At 42.8% G+C, this 16,591-nt stretch carries 15 protein-coding genes; 4 read left to right on the top strand and 11 right to left on the bottom strand.

All coding sequences use genetic code 11. From position 1 onward, the window contains the following. Positions 1 to 64 precede the first annotated feature (64 nt). The 6 genes from Q7J08_RS01135 to Q7J08_RS01110 all read right to left on the bottom strand — a co-directional run bounded on the left by Q7J08_RS01135 (position 65) and on the right by Q7J08_RS01110 (position 3,155). Entirely contained in the window at positions 65 to 265 is a 201-nt protein-coding gene (locus Q7J08_RS01135) for a hypothetical protein (protein WP_304909852.1), read from the bottom strand. A 151-nt stretch (positions 266 to 416) separates the two neighbouring features. After that, positions 417 to 944, bottom strand: a complete 528-nt coding sequence (locus Q7J08_RS01130) for a hypothetical protein (protein WP_304909851.1) — start codon at positions 942 to 944, stop codon at positions 417 to 419. Continuing rightward, on the bottom strand, positions 944 to 1,465 hold the full coding sequence (locus tag Q7J08_RS01125; protein ID WP_304909850.1) for an HNH endonuclease: 522 nt from the start codon (positions 1,463 to 1,465) through the stop codon (positions 944 to 946). The genes Q7J08_RS01130 and Q7J08_RS01125 overlap by 1 nt, the downstream gene beginning before the upstream one ends. Beyond that, entirely contained in the window at positions 1,462 to 1,797 is a 336-nt protein-coding gene (locus tag Q7J08_RS01120; protein ID WP_304909849.1) for a hypothetical protein, read from the bottom strand. Before Q7J08_RS01120 ends, Q7J08_RS01125 begins: the two co-directional genes overlap by 4 nt. Then, the gene (locus tag Q7J08_RS01115; protein WP_304909848.1) at positions 1,794 to 2,261 is read right to left on the bottom strand and encodes a hypothetical protein; all 468 of its coding nucleotides are present in this window, start codon (positions 2,259 to 2,261) and stop codon (positions 1,794 to 1,796) included. The genes Q7J08_RS01120 and Q7J08_RS01115 overlap by 4 nt, the downstream gene beginning before the upstream one ends. A gap of 669 nt (positions 2,262 to 2,930) precedes the next feature. Further along, entirely contained in the window at positions 2,931 to 3,155 is a 225-nt protein-coding gene (locus tag Q7J08_RS01110; protein ID WP_304909847.1) for a hypothetical protein, read from the bottom strand. A 376-nt stretch (positions 3,156 to 3,531) separates the two neighbouring features. Between Q7J08_RS01110 and Q7J08_RS01105 the strand changes: the two genes are divergently transcribed. Next, the gene (locus Q7J08_RS01105; RefSeq protein ID WP_304909846.1) at positions 3,532 to 3,843 is read left to right on the top strand and encodes a hypothetical protein; all 312 of its coding nucleotides are present in this window, start codon (positions 3,532 to 3,534) and stop codon (positions 3,841 to 3,843) included. 394 nt (positions 3,844 to 4,237) lie between these two features. Next, complete coding sequence (locus Q7J08_RS01100; protein ID WP_304909845.1) at positions 4,238 to 6,790, top strand: DUF3427 domain-containing protein; 2,553 nt, start codon at positions 4,238 to 4,240, stop codon at positions 6,788 to 6,790. 7 nt (positions 6,791 to 6,797) lie between these two features. Here Q7J08_RS01100 and Q7J08_RS01095 read toward each other — a convergent pair whose 3' ends face one another. The 4 genes from Q7J08_RS01095 to Q7J08_RS01080 all read right to left on the bottom strand — a co-directional run bounded on the left by Q7J08_RS01095 (position 6,798) and on the right by Q7J08_RS01080 (position 13,099). Beyond that, positions 6,798 to 8,576, bottom strand: a complete 1,779-nt coding sequence (locus Q7J08_RS01095; protein WP_304909844.1) for a hypothetical protein — start codon at positions 8,574 to 8,576, stop codon at positions 6,798 to 6,800. A gap of 62 nt (positions 8,577 to 8,638) precedes the next feature. Next, positions 8,639 to 10,258: an ATP-binding protein gene (locus tag Q7J08_RS01090; RefSeq protein ID WP_304909843.1), complete on the bottom strand. Its 1,620-nt coding sequence runs from the start codon at positions 10,256 to 10,258 to the stop codon at positions 8,639 to 8,641. Positions 10,259 to 10,270: 12 nt separating this feature from the next. Further along, positions 10,271 to 11,923 carry an ATP-binding protein gene (locus tag Q7J08_RS01085; protein ID WP_304909842.1) on the bottom strand — a complete coding sequence of 551 codons (1,653 nt, stop codon included), beginning with the start codon at positions 11,921 to 11,923 and terminating at the stop codon, positions 10,271 to 10,273. Between the two features lie 9 nt (positions 11,924 to 11,932). Beyond that, complete coding sequence (locus tag Q7J08_RS01080; protein ID WP_304909841.1) at positions 11,933 to 13,099, bottom strand: hypothetical protein; 1,167 nt, start codon at positions 13,097 to 13,099, stop codon at positions 11,933 to 11,935. Between the two features lie 827 nt (positions 13,100 to 13,926). Here Q7J08_RS01080 and Q7J08_RS01075 point away from each other — a divergent pair. Beyond that, entirely contained in the window at positions 13,927 to 14,079 is a 153-nt protein-coding gene (locus tag Q7J08_RS01075; RefSeq protein WP_304909840.1) for a hypothetical protein, read from the top strand. A gap of 1,495 nt (positions 14,080 to 15,574) precedes the next feature. Here Q7J08_RS01075 and Q7J08_RS01070 read toward each other — a convergent pair. Beyond that, complete coding sequence (locus Q7J08_RS01070) at positions 15,575 to 15,739, bottom strand: hypothetical protein (RefSeq protein ID WP_304909839.1); 165 nt, start codon at positions 15,737 to 15,739, stop codon at positions 15,575 to 15,577. A gap of 288 nt (positions 15,740 to 16,027) precedes the next feature. On the opposite strand from Q7J08_RS01070, the gene Q7J08_RS01065 reads away from it, so the two are divergent. Continuing rightward, the gene (locus tag Q7J08_RS01065) at positions 16,028 to 16,588 is read left to right on the top strand and encodes a TIGR00296 family protein (RefSeq protein WP_370651225.1); all 561 of its coding nucleotides are present in this window, start codon (positions 16,028 to 16,030) and stop codon (positions 16,586 to 16,588) included. Positions 16,589 to 16,591: the final 3 nt, after the last annotated feature.

The following is a 16,591-nucleotide window of genomic DNA, read 5'->3' as shown; positions in this document are numbered from 1 at the left end:
CCGCCTCCGCTAAGGTCGTCTGCTTCGCTCCGCTTCGCATCCAACCCGCCAAAAAAATGAAGCCCTAGAGTTCCAGCTTTCGCCGAAGCTCCTCAGACATAATGATCACGGGCTTTCGAAGTGTATGCCGCTTCTCCGCGGTACGCACAGCCGACTCGGGACACCCGACCACTTCCGCGATCTCCTCCCGTGTCATCCCTTTCCGCAGCATCCAAAGAAGCGTCTCTTTGTCCCGCAATTCCGGATACTCATACCATTGCTTCATCGGGGGTGAACCCCCTCTTCATCCCCGGTATGCAGTCGCAAACCTTCGGTTTGCTCGCAAGTTTCCTTCGAAAACTTGCTCGGCTGATGTCGTCCGCTTTGCGTCCGACCCGCCTCAGCTAAGGGACCTAAAGGTCCCCGCTCATACCACATCATTCCGCGGCCCGCACCACCTTCGTAAGACTCTCATGCGGCTCCTTCTTCACATACCTCGCCGCCTCGTTTGCCGGCAGAGCCTTCTTCAGATCCTGCAGATTCACCCGCTCGACCTTCGCCACCCGGTCACGGCCCGCCGTCTCGACCGAGATCGCATACAGCGCCTTCAGACCGATGAACCGCTTCGCATCCGACGCCTGGATGAACACCAGATCGTCATAGACATCGGGCAGTTCGTCCTTCAGCAGATCCGTATTCACGACATCGTCTGTCGGGATATCGAGGAGGAACTCCGCTAACGCGAGTCCAACGCTCCGGATCGCCGCGATCAGCTCCTTATGCCGGGCTTCGAACAGCAGCCGGAGTTCCTTCATACAGTAGAGGAACTCCTGATACCGGTACGCCGCGGCGAAAACGTCTTCAGACGCCGGCCACCACTCGAGAAGCAGGATCTCCAGAGCTGCCGGGGTAAGCGGAAGCGACGTGAGCGGGGCGGCGACCGGGGTGAGCGTAGACTCGTCCATCACGGCACCTCCTTATAGGTGCGGCGGGTCACGAGCCGCCAGACCGTGCCCCGCGTGACCCCGTACTCCTCGGCCATTTCCTGCGGCGAAACACCCGCGGCATACCTCTCCCGAAGCCTGGCGACCTCGTCACTGCTGAAAAACCTGAGCATATACCCGGACCGGGGACGATTGTTTTCCCGTGCGGTGATGAGCCGGAGGTTTTCGAACCGGCAGTCGGTGAGGTCGCCATTTATGTGGTCGACCTGGAGATCGAAGTCGGTCGGGAGATCACTGTAGGTCCGGCAGGCTCCGGCGATGTAGACGGCACGGTGCCGCAATACCATGACCCGGCGTCCCCGGAATCGGACGGAGACCACCTGGTAGCCGCCGTCGTTTGTGTGGAACCGGATGGGTTTTCCGGTCCGGGTCGAGATGAACTCGCCTTTGGCAGGGTCGAGGGTCCAGTCCCGGGATGTGAGCTTGGTCATGACGACGAGGTCCTGGAGCCGGATGCCGGGAAGTAGCCGGGGTGCAGTCATTGGATCACCTTTTTCGGGATGTGTATCTCCCAGATCTCGACCGTGCCCACCGCCTCACGGAAGACGGCCAGTTTGAAGCCTTTGCCTCCGTATTTGTGGATGATTTCGCCGATCTCTGCAGGGCTGTAGAGGTAGGCGGAGCCGGTTTTTTTGATCCGGACCATCCAGAGGGTGGTGATCATTTGGCCTTGTGTGCCGACGGCGATACAGGTGATGGAGACGTCGTCGTTGGTGTAGGTGTCGGTGTGGCTGGTGTTTTGGTTGTCGTGGTTGTTGGTATTTTGGTTGTTGGTGTTGTGGTTGTGTTTTTTGTTGTTGGCAGTATGCTTCATTCGTCTTCCTCCCGGGTGATGATGTTCTGGAACTGTTTTGTCCGGTATTCGATGATCTTCGCCCGGCGGGTGTTTTGGTAGATCTTGAGCCAGTCGCGGATGTCCGCGTCTTCGGGGACCATGCCGCAGCGTTCGAGCATGAGGATCTTGAAGTCGTGTCCGAGATTGTTTATGGCGACCCCGATGCCCCGCATGGCGATGACGGGGAGGGCGATGTCGTCGAGGATCTGGATGAAGGTCTGCATCTGGAGGAGGAACTTCTGGTTGAGTCCGTGGAGGTTTTGGAGTTCCCGCTCAGTGATGCGGTCGAGAGAGGGTTCGCCGTCGGTGGCTTCTCCGTAGATGAGGAGATGGGCACAGGCGGTGAAGAGGTCGGTGCGGCTGACGAAGCCGAGGTTTTTTGCGATGCTGTCGAGGGTTTCAAACTCCTCGGGTGTGATGTTGAGATATGCGTTTTGTCTCATTGCTGTAATTTTTCCGGGAATGTCATCCTTCATCCGTCATCCTTCATACTTCATACTTCACGTATGATTTCGGGAGGAGGATGACCCCGTGATTTTTTTTCTTTGGCTTTTTTCGAGACCGTTAGTTAACTATATATACTTTTAGAAAGAAAGAAATAACACAAGAGTATTTTGGCATCACGTCTCTCTGGCAGAGAGTGTGGCTGAAAATTTTCCGGTGTATCTTTTTTTCCAGAATCAAGAGTGAAGGATGAAGTATGAAGGATGAAGGATGAAGTATGAAATCATCCGGCAGGTATCTGATCACGCTCAATACTTTGAATAGTCCAAAGGTCTAATAGAATAGTGTCTGTTCCTGTTCTTTCGCTCAAAGTCAGAATCGGGCAGACACGTTTTCATTTTTGTTGGTTGTTTGGTTCACTTCCTGAGGTGTTTTCCTCACATAGTTGTTGGATGTTTTTAGATAAAATACTGTGTTTTTGGGTGTTATATCATAATATAACATAATATAACATAACATATTATAACATATTATCATACAAACTGGATTCTCAGCAGTTTGCGAGTGAAAGGGTGATGCAGGGATCCGGGAGGGGTGTTTGGGACGCTTCGAAACGGATGAACTTTGTCCCGGGTGATGCGGTTAGAAAAAAAGGAGGGGATATGTCTTCAGAGTTTTTTGTTTCTGAAGTATTCTTCGAGGTATTCGTCGACGATGCTGCGGGTGAGTTCCGAGAGGGTGAGTCCCTGTTCTTCTGCTGCGGTGTCGAGTCCCTGTCTGCCGTATGTGGGAATTTTTACGGAGAGTGATTCATGGTATCTTACGCGGTCTGATTTGATGGCGGTGTTGAGTCTGACTGTCGTTACGGGTGGTACATTCTGCAATGTTGACATAATACTGGTTTTTTTTTCTTATCTGGGGTAATCTGTCCCGGATGGGTGCCTGTACGATTTTTCAGGATCATCCGCTAGGAGAGCCTGAGTTCCGTTGTGTCACGAACCCGCAAGGTTTGTGATCAGTTCGGTAAGGGAAAAAATTTTCAGTTTGGCCCGTGGGCAGAGGAAGACGACTTATTTGGCTGCGAATCGTACCCTAAAATAGCTAACCGTCCCGCAGGACTCGTATGCCGGACCGCGCTGATTGTTTTTTCCTTTTGCGAACTTTGTCTACTTTTTATTGGATCTGAGGATATTTTAAGGTTTGTTTTGACGTATTACGATCTAATATGGGTTTTTATAATAGAAGGCGTCACATGGGGAGAGAAGGAATTTGGACGAGAATGTTTTGTGTGAAAAAGAGAAAGATAAACTGCCCGCAGGTTTATACGATTGGGTTTTTTTGGGGGGGGTGGATGTAAGTCGGTTCGGTGTATTGGATTCTTTGGGGTTGTACAATTCATCACACGAAATTCACGAAAACATGACGAAAACACGAAAAAGAGAAAAGTTCGTTGGACGGTCTCCATTTAGTACCCTCCCCCGTCCCCCAACACCAAAAAGCACCAAACTCAACGAAATTCACGAAAAGGGGGACAGGGGCGGAGAGATGGGGGATATTGAAGCTAAAGTTCTAGAGGGGTAAGGTCGGGTGTGGAAGCATGAGAAAAAACCAACCGCGAATCGGCGCGAATCCCGCCCTTCGGGCTCCCAGAATCGGATTTGCTTTTCCTCACTTTCGCAAGCCAGCTACGCTGTCTTGCTCATCCCTTCATCGGGAGCGTTCGGGCAAATCCTGTCGGCGCCCCAGCGCCTCCTGTGAGGGAAATAGTTCTTTCATTGATCATCACAAAACGAGGGAGAGAAATAACAGTTGGAAGCTGAGGGATGCCAGTCTTTGAGATTAGAGAGAGACCTCGGTTATATGTGGGTGTGAATGAAGTGTGGATTATGGTTTTTTTTTAATTTTTGGGGAATCATCAGTAAAACAACCCTTATATCATAATAAAACAGACTAATCAAATTATATGGCGGGAGTGATGAATGATGAGCATTTATGCAAAGCTTTGAAAAGGCTATCATACGTCTCATCTCCTGCCTATATTTCGTTTTTATATCATCTGCTTCGTGCTGACAACGATCCATTGTTTGAAGATGACTTCACGATGCTGAATATGTTCTATTACTCCCTCTATCAAGATACGCCAGACGAAATTGGGTTTAAAGATCCAATGGACTTTGTGCAAGCTCTTCGGGAGCACACTGAGGGATATAAAGAATTTCTCGATTATTTGTCTATACAATATACTGAACAGAAACCACTCAAGAACAAAATAGATCTTGGTTATGACTGCGTGTTGGATTTGTATTCTCGCTATTCTCGCAATGAGATCTTAGCTGCGTTTGATTACTGGAATTGGTCAAAACGTCCTGCAATGCGTGAAGGAGTGATCTATCTTCCAGATAAAAAGACGGATCTGTTCTTTGTCACTCTGAAAAAGACAGAGGATGAATATTCCTCAACTACGACTTACGAGGATTATTTTATTGATAAAGAACAGTTCCATTGGCAATCTCAAAACTCAACCCCGGATACCTCCTCTGTTGGTCAAAGATATATCAATCATGCAGAAATGGGAACTCAGGTTCTTTTGTTTGTTCGTGAGCAAAAGATGAAGGAGGGGAAGTCTGTCCCTTATGTTTTTCTTGGGAAGGTTTCGTATGTGAAACATGAGGGTTCAAAACCGATGAATATCATCTGGAAGTTGGAGAAGCCGGTTCCGGATGAGATTTATGCGGAGCTATATGTGGATCGGAGCGAGTCTTCAGATGAGAGTGGAATAGATAGTCCTGGGAAATCCATAAAGAAAGTGCAGACATCCATGCCTGCGTATTATGTGGAAGATGGATTTCATCTACTATTTTCAATAGAAAATTCGGAGAGTTCTGACGTAGTTGAGGAAGCGAGAGAAGTGATTGAGTTTGAAGTAAAGATCATCAAAGATAAGGATACCCTTTCTATTTCTGCCCCGAATGCAGTCTCTCTCATTAAGAAGAATTTTTTGGGATACACTATCGAAACTCAATCCACTCTCCTAAGCCAGGAGCTTGGTCTTTCAGATAAAGTTTTGACAACACGTAATTCCCTAAAAAATATTCAGCAGTTAGCTCTCAGTCCATTTGATTCGACGATATTACGTTTGACAAATAATTGTACGTTCCCTTCTCTTTCTTTGGCTCTGGAAATGATTCTAGGATGTAGATGGGAGGATTGTCCTACTTTTGATGTTTTACCCGCAGAATCCGTGTGGAAATTTTCGTTTGATAAGTCAAGTCTGCAGTCTTCTGTTGTTATGCAATCACCGGAAATCGTTGGTGATAGGGTAGGGATGGGTGAGGAAAATATTAGTCTCCCAAAAGAGACAATATTGGAATCTCTCTCTCGTGAAGATGAACTCCCTATTATTAGAGATGGAGAATCTGAAAAAATCAACCTGGATGTTGGATTTGAGAATCCCCCTATGACTACAGACATGGGACATGATGAGGGAAAACAGAGTCTCACTGCTGATTCAGCCAACGACAATAGTTCTTCTCTGATATCAAATTACTCAATATCTCTTGAGGGAGAGTTGCTTGTGATTAAATCAGGAGATGCATCTGCTAAAGTTAAAAAAGCAAATGGACGGTATTTCTTATTACAGGGATCTACCTTCAACAATAGTTTGCGTACTTTAGCAACACATGATGCTCTTAAACAAAAACAGAAGCTCATCTTTGAAGGATATTTAACATCAATATCCAAATCTTTGTGGAAGCTCGGATCATTTAATGCGGTATTTAATGATCTTCATACAATCGTTGAAATGGTTGTAGGATTCCCGTGTGATCCTAATGAGGTATTAACTAAAGAATCTGAGTTATTCAGGAGGAAAGAGGGGGGATTAGAACCTTATAGTGCAGACGGAGGAGAGAATGCATACCATACTAAAATAGATGAAAGAATCATAATATCACAATATGAAACAGTATCCAAAGGGGAGATGAACACTTTTAAGTCTTACAATGCCCAAATCACAAAAGAAAAATCAGAAGAAACTTCACTCATTAATCAATTTACAGAGACGCAAAAGATATTCATTAATGCCTTTACAAGTACGCGAACAACACGCTCTTTCACAGTAAAAGATAAGCACCATATTATATTAGAAATGCATTCTCCCTATCCTCCAGTAATGAAGGTGTGTATTGTAGACTTGATCTTTTCACCCGAAACTATGTCTTATGATCTATGTAATTTATCAGCTATTTCCCTCCCCTCAGATATTGATATATTACTCTGTGGATATATTGCAGATAAAAAGACCTTTGTAATCTGGGATCTGGAATATTATTCAAATAATAAACAATATAATCATTATTTATCAATACCGATTTCTTTCTTAGATGATGTCACATACGACATGATACTTGTTCAGGAAATTGGAGAAACCGAGAATGAGAAAATTTTTCTATCACCAGCAAATCTCCTTAGAAAAGCTATTCGTGCAAGATATGATGAAAAAGCAGAAAGAGACCGTTGGAATAGTTAAACACAAATTATTTACTCTCGTTGTATTCGAGAGTGTAATAATTCAGAAGATCCAAGAGCTCTTGATCTCGTGTTATTGATGAGATATCGTTGAAATTATTCTGCTCAATAAGTTTTTTTGCTTCACTTAATTTCATTGGGGATAAACTATTGAAAGCCTCCCTCCATTCATCTGTAACACCATTATCCCGATAGTAATGCCGATAAATTACCAATGTTTCTGGCATATACATTATTTCTTCAAACTCCTTAGCATCATGACCAAAGGCTTCTTCAAAGAACTCCCTGCCGGAACTAATTTTACCCTTTGTTGCGTTCAAGACTGATTGAACTGATCGGATGAATTTTCTATTCCAATACCTCCCTATGTATGTACGATTTTTGAAATATTCTGGATCTTTGATTGGATGATATTTCATGGGAAATGAATAAATCTGGGTTCCCAATTCCTCACATAGATCAACATTCAATTTTAACCGATAATAGAGATCAAGTGGTTTATCCGTAAAATTATAAAGCAAATAATTTGATAAATGCATTATCCCATTTTTTGCTGCCAACCGCACCCCATTTTCATAGTACTTTCTATCACTCCATGAATCAAAAGCGATCCTAAGGGGACGGATAGGGATTTCGGAAAGTTTCTTCACATTCTCGTCCGTCATTAACCTAGCATCAACCCCCTGATTAAAATCGACATAGCGAAGTCTCTTTGTCCTCGTGGAAGATAACCTGGGAGACAATGTTCTGAAATATTCATCAAGTCCAAGAATTTCCTCCTTTTTCGCAGTATTATTGCTGAGAAGATTATGTTTACTTAACTTGGAATACATCTCTCTTTGGTGATCTGCAGGGCATTTTTTAATTAATTTCTGATAAATACGAATGATTTCTTTAATATATCCAGCATCATTGTATCCCTGTCTCAACCCATTTATTGCGAGATCATATTCATTTGGGGCGAGATAGGTGGCACCTTTAGTAAATCCACATGATTTTATTTCATCAATAATTTGATTGAACTTCTTGGAAGCAAGAACATTGTTATCTAATAATAACAAGTGTCTTTTCTCTCCAAAATGTCTGTTTGCGTTTTCAATTTGTTCCTTTATTCCAATGTAATCTCTATACGTTGGCTCCAACGTGGGAACCGCGCAGAAAGCACATTTGTTGACACAGCCACGTGTCATATACCCATAATATCCATCATTTTCAGGATATTCATACTCTATCTCATAGAGTATTGAATAGTCAAGAGGGAGTTCATCGATGATGATATCATTATCTTTGTCCAACTGTCCTGGTTTATTTAGTAATCCCACAACGGGATAAATTCCTGTTTCTTTTTTTATTTCATCGGGAAGAAGAGATGCGGCAATACCCCCCACGATTACTTGGGTTGGATCTTTACACAATTGTTTGAATTGATTAATTGTTTCAATGGTAATCTTCCAATGGAAAGTAAATAGTGTCGTTATGTAAATTCTATCCCACTCAGGATCTTGCAAATATTTTTTGTTCTTGAAATAGTTTCTATAATACTCTAAATTGGAAGAAACGAAAATATCATCACTTAACTTACAGAGATACTGAAAATCATCTTTTGTTCCCTTCTTTAGAAAACGTAGAAAAATGTATTTTTTTTCACCCCATAAAACTGTTGAATCAATAAACGTAAGTTTATCCAAAAGTTTAGAGTAAATTGTTTCAAGAACAAAATCAATATACTCCCCCTTGTAGAATGTAACCTCATCAGATAACCGCTTATGATATGTGGAGATTTTCATCAAACCTAAAGGTGGGTACTTATTCTTGTAATTAGGTTCGATGAGGAGAATACGCCGATTCATTATTTTTGAAGTTCTGATTGAATTTTATGGATTAATTTCTGACTTTTTTCAGGATCTAAGACTTTGGAGATTACGGAATATATTCTTTCAACCAGTTTCCGTTCATTTTGACTTAAATTAGTTAATTTATCCGTCAATAATACAGTTTTCTCTTGTTTTTCAGGATCTTTTTTCGCAGGTTTGTCGATTTTTTTATCATTTAATCCTTTTTCAGAGGGTTTAGATATGGTAACTTCATTATCATATTTCTTTTCGATGTTATTAATTACTTGAGTAAGAATTGGATTATCTTTTGCTTTGTCTTTTATCTTCTCGACTTTTTCGCGATCTTTTACCCATTTATCTTCTTTTGATTTAATCTCATCGATGAGAACTTTTTGTTCAGTTTCATTAATAAAACCGGTTTGAGATTTTTGTTCGTATTCTTCCTTGAGTTCCTGAACTTTCATAGAACTCTGATAAATGGATTTTACAACACTTGCCTCACGATATAACTGGTATAATGTATCATTGATGAAGGCTTCTAACTTGGCTTCAAATATTACTCGAGTTGGCGTTTCTTCAAAATAATCACGTCTACCATTTGGAATTAAATCTTTGTCGACAGCGTGTATTTCCCCGATAAAGTATAGATTACCGCGGGGTTCTTTAAAGAAACGTGATATCTTTGCTCCATTGTCGATTTGAATATTTTCTTTTAGAAGTTTAAGACCAGCCATTGGATTATATTTGATTGGAATCTGTCTATCAAATCTGGATATCCCAAACCACATCCAGGCAATTAATCTCCCATCATTATCTCTGAAATCTTCAAATTCAAGGTGCGTAATTTCGTCATATTGTTTCTTAGTGTCATCGGCTCCAGAATCTTTTTCATACAATTTTGTGGTGTAGTCACGTAATACATCGAACCCATCCACAGTGACCCTGTAATCAGTTAATTTCAGATCATTCTCTTCCAAATATTCATATATTTTTGATCTCAAATAAAATTTATTTGCATAATCTAATGGCGCAACTTCAGAAACATAACGTGTTATTTTGTTTGGATCAAGTAACTCATCATTATCCTTCCTTACTCCATGTAGTTCTACAATAAAGTAATGTGAAGCAGCAGAACATGAATCACTTTGAACCGTTATAATTTTCTGGAGAATTTCTTCTGCATCCATCTTAATGGAGAAATCATTGAGATATTTTTGGAGTAATTCCCCATCATATATTACGGTTGTTTGAATGTTTTCATCAGGGTACGTTGTGATGAACTTAAGGAGTTTACAATATCCCAGTCCACCCAATCTTCCAATCCCACGAAATCCTTTGTCAACTCCTTTAACTTTTTCTGAATCAGCAACATCAATTAAGGTCTTTACAATGTCCTGTGCTTTAATCCCATAGGCGTTATCCGTGATTTTAATCAAACGTTCATCTGGGAATATGTCTATCTCTATACTAGGTTCATCATCTTCTTCATATAGTCCATCTCTCAATGCTTTGTCAATGGAATCAGCGGCATTTTGAATGTATTCTCGATAGATAATCTTCGAGTCTTCATACATTCCTGTGGTAAGATTCTCAATAACATTCTTTCCAAATTTCACATTTCCATCAAATACCATATTGTAGCCCCCTCATTTGAATTGTTTATAAATTGGTTTCGGGAATTTGATATTCAACATAGATTTGAATACCGGATTTTGTATGATATATTCCCCTTGTTTCAGTCTAGTCATCATACTTCTATAAACTGGTGGGATATATTTGTATCCTGTTTTTCCCAGTTCAATTGCATTTGTTCTTCCGTAAGCAAATGTAGAACAATTTCCAGAGACACGATCATGGACCGCACTTTTGAACTGTTCCGCACCAAAGAGGATGACACCAAGAGAGCGCCCTCTTTCTGCAATATCAAGAATCTGTCGTAAGATTGGGGAATTTTTTGGTGTGTCTGTTGAGGCAAACTTGTTCAATTCATCAACAAAAACAATAATCTTAGATGGGTGTTTTTCATTGTCACAAACTTCTTCAAGCTGGAGATCATAAATCTCTCTTATGACATTGCCAAAAACAAATGCTTGCATCTCAGAGTTTAATTTGGCAATATCAACGACATAAACCTGATTTTTCTCCAATTTTTTGATCTTATCAGAAAGACGAATTTCACCCTCATTCACACTGATTTTTACTGAGAATAATTCATTCCTATTGATTGATTTTTTAATAAGGCGAGTGAACTTCCTCCAACTATTAACAGTAATTTCTTTGCTACCAGTGGAACTTCCAGCTTGGGATTTTTTCTCAATTTCCTCAATAAACTGACTCCACGATGTAAGATTTCCAAAACTATGGTCCGTCGTAATATAGTTCAAAATTGACTCCATAGTTTGTGATGAATCGTCGATGTTAGAGAAGAGCAGATCGAGACTATCTTTGTCCTCTTCATAGGTAAATTTATATTTTGATGCTATTCCAAGTTTTTTCTGGCGATTGTATGTTTCGGAACCCACATAGCTGTTTGATGTCCTTTCATTAAAGAAAGGATAAAGGTAGTGTACTTCCTTGAATGGTTCTGGAGTAATCCCCAACATATTATAGAGAGCATCTGTATTTTGGTCATTTTCAGGATTGGGTTCGTTAATTCCAAGCAGATCTTTCCCTTTCACATTGAAAAAGACAAAAGCAACATTATCATCAAGGTCACCTCTCATCTGCTTATCCTGTATGGCTTTCATTAAAAACATAGCATAGGAAGTTTTGGCCGCAAGACCAGATATTCCAGAGATATTTAGATGGGCACCTTCAGGACCAATGAGGAAGGCAGAATCAATATTTACGGGAAGTGTGACCCTTTCACTTCCATCCACGTTTTCATACATCTCAAGATAGCCACAAACTAATGGGTTATTTATCTCATCAAGACCGAGTGCCATAGAAATCTGGTCTTTTGATGCGAGGTGGACTAGGGAATTATTTTGTACTGGGATGAAGATGTTTTTATCATTTCCCACAACATTGGCTTTGACATAGTTCATGCCAATTCTATGAGTTACCTCAGTGACATTAACATCTCCAAAATCACTCGAGATATAGTTTGAGAGGAAACTTGCCGAATCAGTTATATGTGATATTTCCTCAATTACTGCAAATGTCTGACTATTGTTGATATGATCAACAACTACAACATCAAACGGGTTTAAAATAAGATTTTCTTCAGTCCAAAAACAGAAAGAATCCATTGTTGTTGGTATTTTCTCCGTTGCTACTACTCTTCCAATTACTCTCATAATACACCTCTAAAATAATTCCATAAATAAATCAGCACTCAGATATTTGCTTTTCACAAATGATTCAGTTAAATAAATCGGATAAATATGATTTGCCCATCTATCATCTTTTCCATAACAAACAGGATTTCGTTCATTTAACAGATGGGCAGAGATAATATCAATCTCATCTGAATCCTTTGGTTTCACTTCTTCATCAGAACCTAAGACAACCATCTCCACTTTGACAACACCGTCAAATACATTATCAGTATATTTGGAATCATGTAATCTGAGATACCAAATGATAAATGAGGCCCCAGACATTTCCGACGAATACAGGAAAGCAGGTGTCCGTTCAAATGGTTTTAGCTTGGCAATGACATCCGAGTTAGTTCCGGATTTTGTTTGAGCTTTGGTAGGGTCAAATGACTTTGAAACCCCTACAACATATCTATAATTATTACGTATTTTTTGACTTGTTAGATCATTTCTACCATTTTTTCCACCAGATTTAACCATCTTATATTCCAAAGACCCATCTTTTATTAGATAACTATCTTGATGTAATTTATTTTTCTCAACTAATTCTGCCACCAGATCCTTTTCCAGATCTAACATCTTCATTTGAACAGATGCAATTGCTTTATCTTCCAATTTCACATCTTTTTCCCAACGATAATAGAGGATATTATCAAACTGAATGTTAAATTTCCCCTTTAATACCATCATTTTCGGCGATTTGTTTACTTCACCTAATACCTCGTTGAAAAAATTTTCAGGACCCCATGAATCATTGCTTGCAGCTTCCGGCAAAACAATAACTAGACGACGCCAAAACTCTTCTTTTTTCAGACGTTTGTTGTTTCTAACACAACACCCTATACCAATCTGGCCGGCAATAATGGGATATACTTTGTTATCATACGAAATGTCATCCACCTTGTAGGTCCGACGAGATCCGTCAAGGAAATATTTGAAAATAGAGGGTTCATTATTTATTGCAATCCCATCAGCCATATTTTTAAGATTGATGGACGTAGTGTGTTTCTCAGTTTCACCACTTTGTTTCCAGAAAATAGGATCTCCAACATCATATTCGATACCAGCACGAGGTCTTGCATCATGGCTGTATTTTTTGGATTGATATCTTTCACCATTTGTTTTTTCTGCGATTGTTTTTAGTACGTCGCCCACATTTATCACCTCAATAATGCAATTTCCGAGTACCTATTCGGGAAAATGAATATTTAAATAAATACATCCTCTGGATATAAATATGCTTATGTAAAATTGAGGAGTTATTCATAGTTATACATATGAAAATAACGTCTAGAACATCAGCGAGGTACATTTTCTTAGTTGGGACTTACATGGTAAATAGTATGATTTTCAAGATATGAACCAAACTTTTGTTAAATAATACCAGTATTGCTTATCATATTAACTTCCATAGCCGCAGGGGATTATAATTTCACTGGAGAGGACAAAAATAGTGTTTTCGCATAGAGATAACGAGAAACGAAAAAATGATCTCTTCTCATATCTTCCCAATAATAAGATACCACACCTCCCATACCAATCCAGAAAAGCAGCCCCCACCTCGCCAGCACAACGAGGAGGGGTCTTAGAAAAAAAGCATTGGCCCGCCCAACTCGATCCGTATCATCGAGACCAGGGCGTATCATTCGGGCAGGAGTAATTCAGCAAAATCTCCTGTCCTCACTAATAAAATTTGAATCATGGATATTTATACCCCTAACCGCGCGGTGCGATAATGCCTCGGGATTGGGCAAAAACCCCGCACTCTCTCAGAGAGATAGGTTACGAAAATTGAGGGAAAACCGGCTGCGGGTGGGCGGGTTGGACGCTGAAAGCGGACGACTTGGTCGCAAATCAGAGATTTGCTCCGCTGAGGTCGGCTGCTTCGCTTCGCTCGCAACCAACCCGCCTCACCTGAGCCCGCCCCTTCGGTCCGACCCGCCAACACTCTTAAATCTCCTCACACAAAAGTCAACCATACGATGGCTCCCCTTACATTCTTCGAAACAATAAGCAGTACCGCATCGAACGGTCAGATCGTCGACTCCGACACCGGACTCATCATCATGATGCTCTTCTTCGGCGTGATCATTTTTATTGGCATCGTCATCATCACCCTCGCTCGGAGGGGTTAGCGCGGGCATCACGGCTGGGTGGGAGGATCGGGGCGGCCTGCTCCTTTTTTCTCTGAGCTTACCAGTCCCCCCATTCTTCCACCCCTGTCCCCCTTTTCGTGAATTTCGTTGGCGGGTTGGCGACGAAGTCGACGACCTCAGCCGAGCAAATCTTTGATTTGCGAGTTCGTATATTTCGTGTGGGGGACGGGGGAGGGCACTTCAGAGGGCCACCCTTTCTCATCTTTTTCTTTTTCGTGTTTTTGTGTGTTTTTCGTGCATTTCGTGTGATGGATGCGCTCATCAAAAAAGAATCCCGTACACGAAACCAAAAAGCACACCAAAACACTAAAAGAAAAAGATCGGCTGAGCCCGCCCCTACGGGTCGGCCCGCTCAAAACAGAACACTACAGAAAGGCGGGACGATTTTCCCGGAATACTTAATGAAACGAAGATCAGCCCATAGTGAATAGGATTAGGATTCCCGATGGACTGACGAGACAGACGCTTCCTGGTAGGAAATGCTGCCCTAATAATCTATAAGGATAGTATCGTATATCAATGGTTTCTTTGAGTTACTTTTTGTATACGGCATTGCGTTCATGATCCATAACACCAAATCGAAAAGCACACCAAAACACGAAAAGAAAAAGATCCGGAATAGGTGTACCCTACGGGTCGTCTGCTTCGCTTCGCTCGCATCCAACCCGCGCTCGCAAGTTTCCTTCGAAAACTTGCTCCGCTAAGATCGCCGGCTGCGCCGTCAATCCGCCTCAGCTAAGGCCGCCCCTACGGGTCGGCCCGCTCAAAACAGAACACTACAGAAAGGCGGGACGATTTTCCCGGAATACGAAAGGAAAGGAAGTTCAGCCCATGAAAATCGCATCAAGATCTTCGTGGGCTGACGAGACAGACGATTCCTATAAGGAAACGCTGCCCTAATCATTTATTAGGAGAGTATCGTATATTAATGATTTCTTCGAGTTATTTTTTGGAGAGAGAATTGCGTTCATAGAGGTAAAACGCGAAAAAGAAAAAGATCGGCTGGGTGAGAGCGGGTCTTTTCTTTTCAAAGCCACCCAATTTCTCCCAATCCTCCGCCCCTGTCCCCCTTTTCGTGAATTTCGTTGATTTTGGTGCTTTTTGGTGTGGGGGCGGGTTGGACGCTGAAAGCGGACGACCTCAGCTGAGCAAGTCGATAGACTTGCGAGGGACGGGGGAGGGTACTTCAGAGGGCCACCCATCTCATCTTTTTCTTTTTCGTGTTTTTGTGTGAATTTCGTGCATTTCGTGTGATGAGCGGGTTGGACGCTGAAAGCGGACGACCTTAGCAGAGCAAGGCTTTGCCTTGCGTGAATTGTACCATACAAAAGAAGCCAATACGCGAAATCGAAAAGCACACAAAAACACGAAAAGAAAAAGGTCGGCTGGGTGGGAGCGGATCTTTTCTTTTCAAAGCCACCCAATGGTAATCTCCCTATATCTCTCCCATATAAATAAACACTCTGAATATTCCTCACAGGAGCCGCTGGAGCGGCGACAGGATTTGCCCGAACGCTCCCGATGAGGGATGAACCGGCGGGACGATAAGACCCGCCGGGTTCAAGTGAGGAGAAGCAAATCCGATTCTGAGAGCCCGAAGGGCGAGATTCGCGCCGATTCGCGGTTGGTTTTTTCTCATGTATCCACACCCAGCCAAATCCTTTTCAATATAATTCGCGGTGAAGTGACCCGCGCTCGCAAATCTATCGACTTGGTCGCAAATCAAAGATTTGCTCCGCTGAGGTCGTCCGCTTTCAGCGTCCAACCCGCCTCAGCTAAGGTCACCCCTCCGGGTCGTCTGCTTCACTTCGCTCGCATCCAACCCGCATTCGCAAGTTTCCTTCGAAAACTTGCTCAGCTGAAGCCGCCCCTACGGGACGGCTCGCCACTTAGTTCATCACCTTTGACACCCAATACCTACATGATTATGCATCTTCTCAGTCAGACCGAAGGCCAGCTTGCCCTTCAACTCGCACGACTCTACGCTGAGTCCGCAGTAACCGGAAAAACCCCCCATGGAGAACCGGAGCTCACCGAAATCTTCACAGAAAAACGAGGCATCTTCGTCACCCTCACCAAATTCGGCGACCTCAGAGGATGCATCGGCTTTCCTTTTCCTGTCATGGCATTAGGCGAAGCGATTAAAGAAGCAGCAGTACATGCCGCAGTCGACGATCCCCGATTCTACCCCGTAAACGAAGGAGAACTCAGCGAGATCAGCGTCGAAGTCACGATCCTCACGCAGCCCACCCTTCTCGAATGCGCCCCCGAACGCCGCCCCGCCGCCGTCATCGTCGGCCGCCACGGGCTCATCGCAGAAATGAACGGACACACCGGTCTCCTCCTTCCCCAGGTCGCCGTCGAATACAGATGGGGGCCCGTAGAGTTCCTCCGCGAGACCTGCAACAAAGCCGGTCTCCACCCTGACGCATGGACAAGCGCATCATGCAATATTCTTACCTTTGAAGGACAGATATTCAAGGAATAACCC

This window comes from Methanocorpusculum sp. (assembly GCF_030655665.1).
Lineage (GTDB): Archaea > Halobacteriota > Methanomicrobia > Methanomicrobiales > Methanocorpusculaceae > Methanocorpusculum.
Note: the sequence above shows the minus strand (reverse complement) of the source record. Positions and strands in the feature narration are given on the sequence as shown.

Excerpts from the sequence above, each read along its gene's own strand:
- Q7J08_RS01070 (WP_304909839.1), bottom strand. The coding sequence starts at position 15,739 with ATGAGAAAAAACCAACCGCGAATCGGCGCGAATCTCGCCCTTCGGGCT.
- Q7J08_RS01085 (WP_304909842.1), bottom strand. The coding sequence starts at position 11,923 with ATGAGAGTAATTGGAAGAGTAGTAGCAACGGAGAAAATACCAACAACA.
- Q7J08_RS01090 (WP_304909843.1), bottom strand. The coding sequence starts at position 10,258 with ATGGTATTTGATGGAAATGTGAAATTTGGAAAGAATGTTATTGAGAAT.
- Q7J08_RS01135 (WP_304909852.1), bottom strand. The coding sequence starts at position 265 with ATGAAGCAATGGTATGAGTATCCGGAATTGCGGGACAAAGAGACGCTT.
- Q7J08_RS01115 (WP_304909848.1), bottom strand. The coding sequence starts at position 2,261 with ATGAGACAAAACGCATATCTCAACATCACACCCGAGGAGTTTGAAACC.
- Q7J08_RS01095 (WP_304909844.1), bottom strand. The coding sequence starts at position 8,576 with ATGAAAATCTCCACATATCATAAGCGGTTATCTGATGAGGTTACATTC.
- Q7J08_RS01120 (WP_304909849.1), bottom strand. The coding sequence starts at position 1,797 with ATGAAGCATACTGCCAACAACAAAAAACACAACCACAACACCAACAAC.
- Q7J08_RS01125 (WP_304909850.1), bottom strand. The coding sequence starts at position 1,465 with ATGACTGCACCCCGGCTACTTCCCGGCATCCGGCTCCAGGACCTCGTC.
- Q7J08_RS01065 (WP_370651225.1), top strand. The coding sequence starts at position 16,028 with ATGCATCTTCTCAGTCAGACCGAAGGCCAGCTTGCCCTTCAACTCGCA.
- Q7J08_RS01075 (WP_304909840.1), top strand. The coding sequence starts at position 13,927 with ATGGCTCCCCTTACATTCTTCGAAACAATAAGCAGTACCGCATCGAAC.
- Q7J08_RS01100 (WP_304909845.1), top strand. The coding sequence starts at position 4,238 with ATGAATGATGAGCATTTATGCAAAGCTTTGAAAAGGCTATCATACGTC.
- Q7J08_RS01130 (WP_304909851.1), bottom strand. The coding sequence starts at position 944 with ATGGACGAGTCTACGCTCACCCCGGTCGCCGCCCCGCTCACGTCGCTT.
- Q7J08_RS01110 (WP_304909847.1), bottom strand. The coding sequence starts at position 3,155 with ATGTCAACATTGCAGAATGTACCACCCGTAACGACAGTCAGACTCAAC.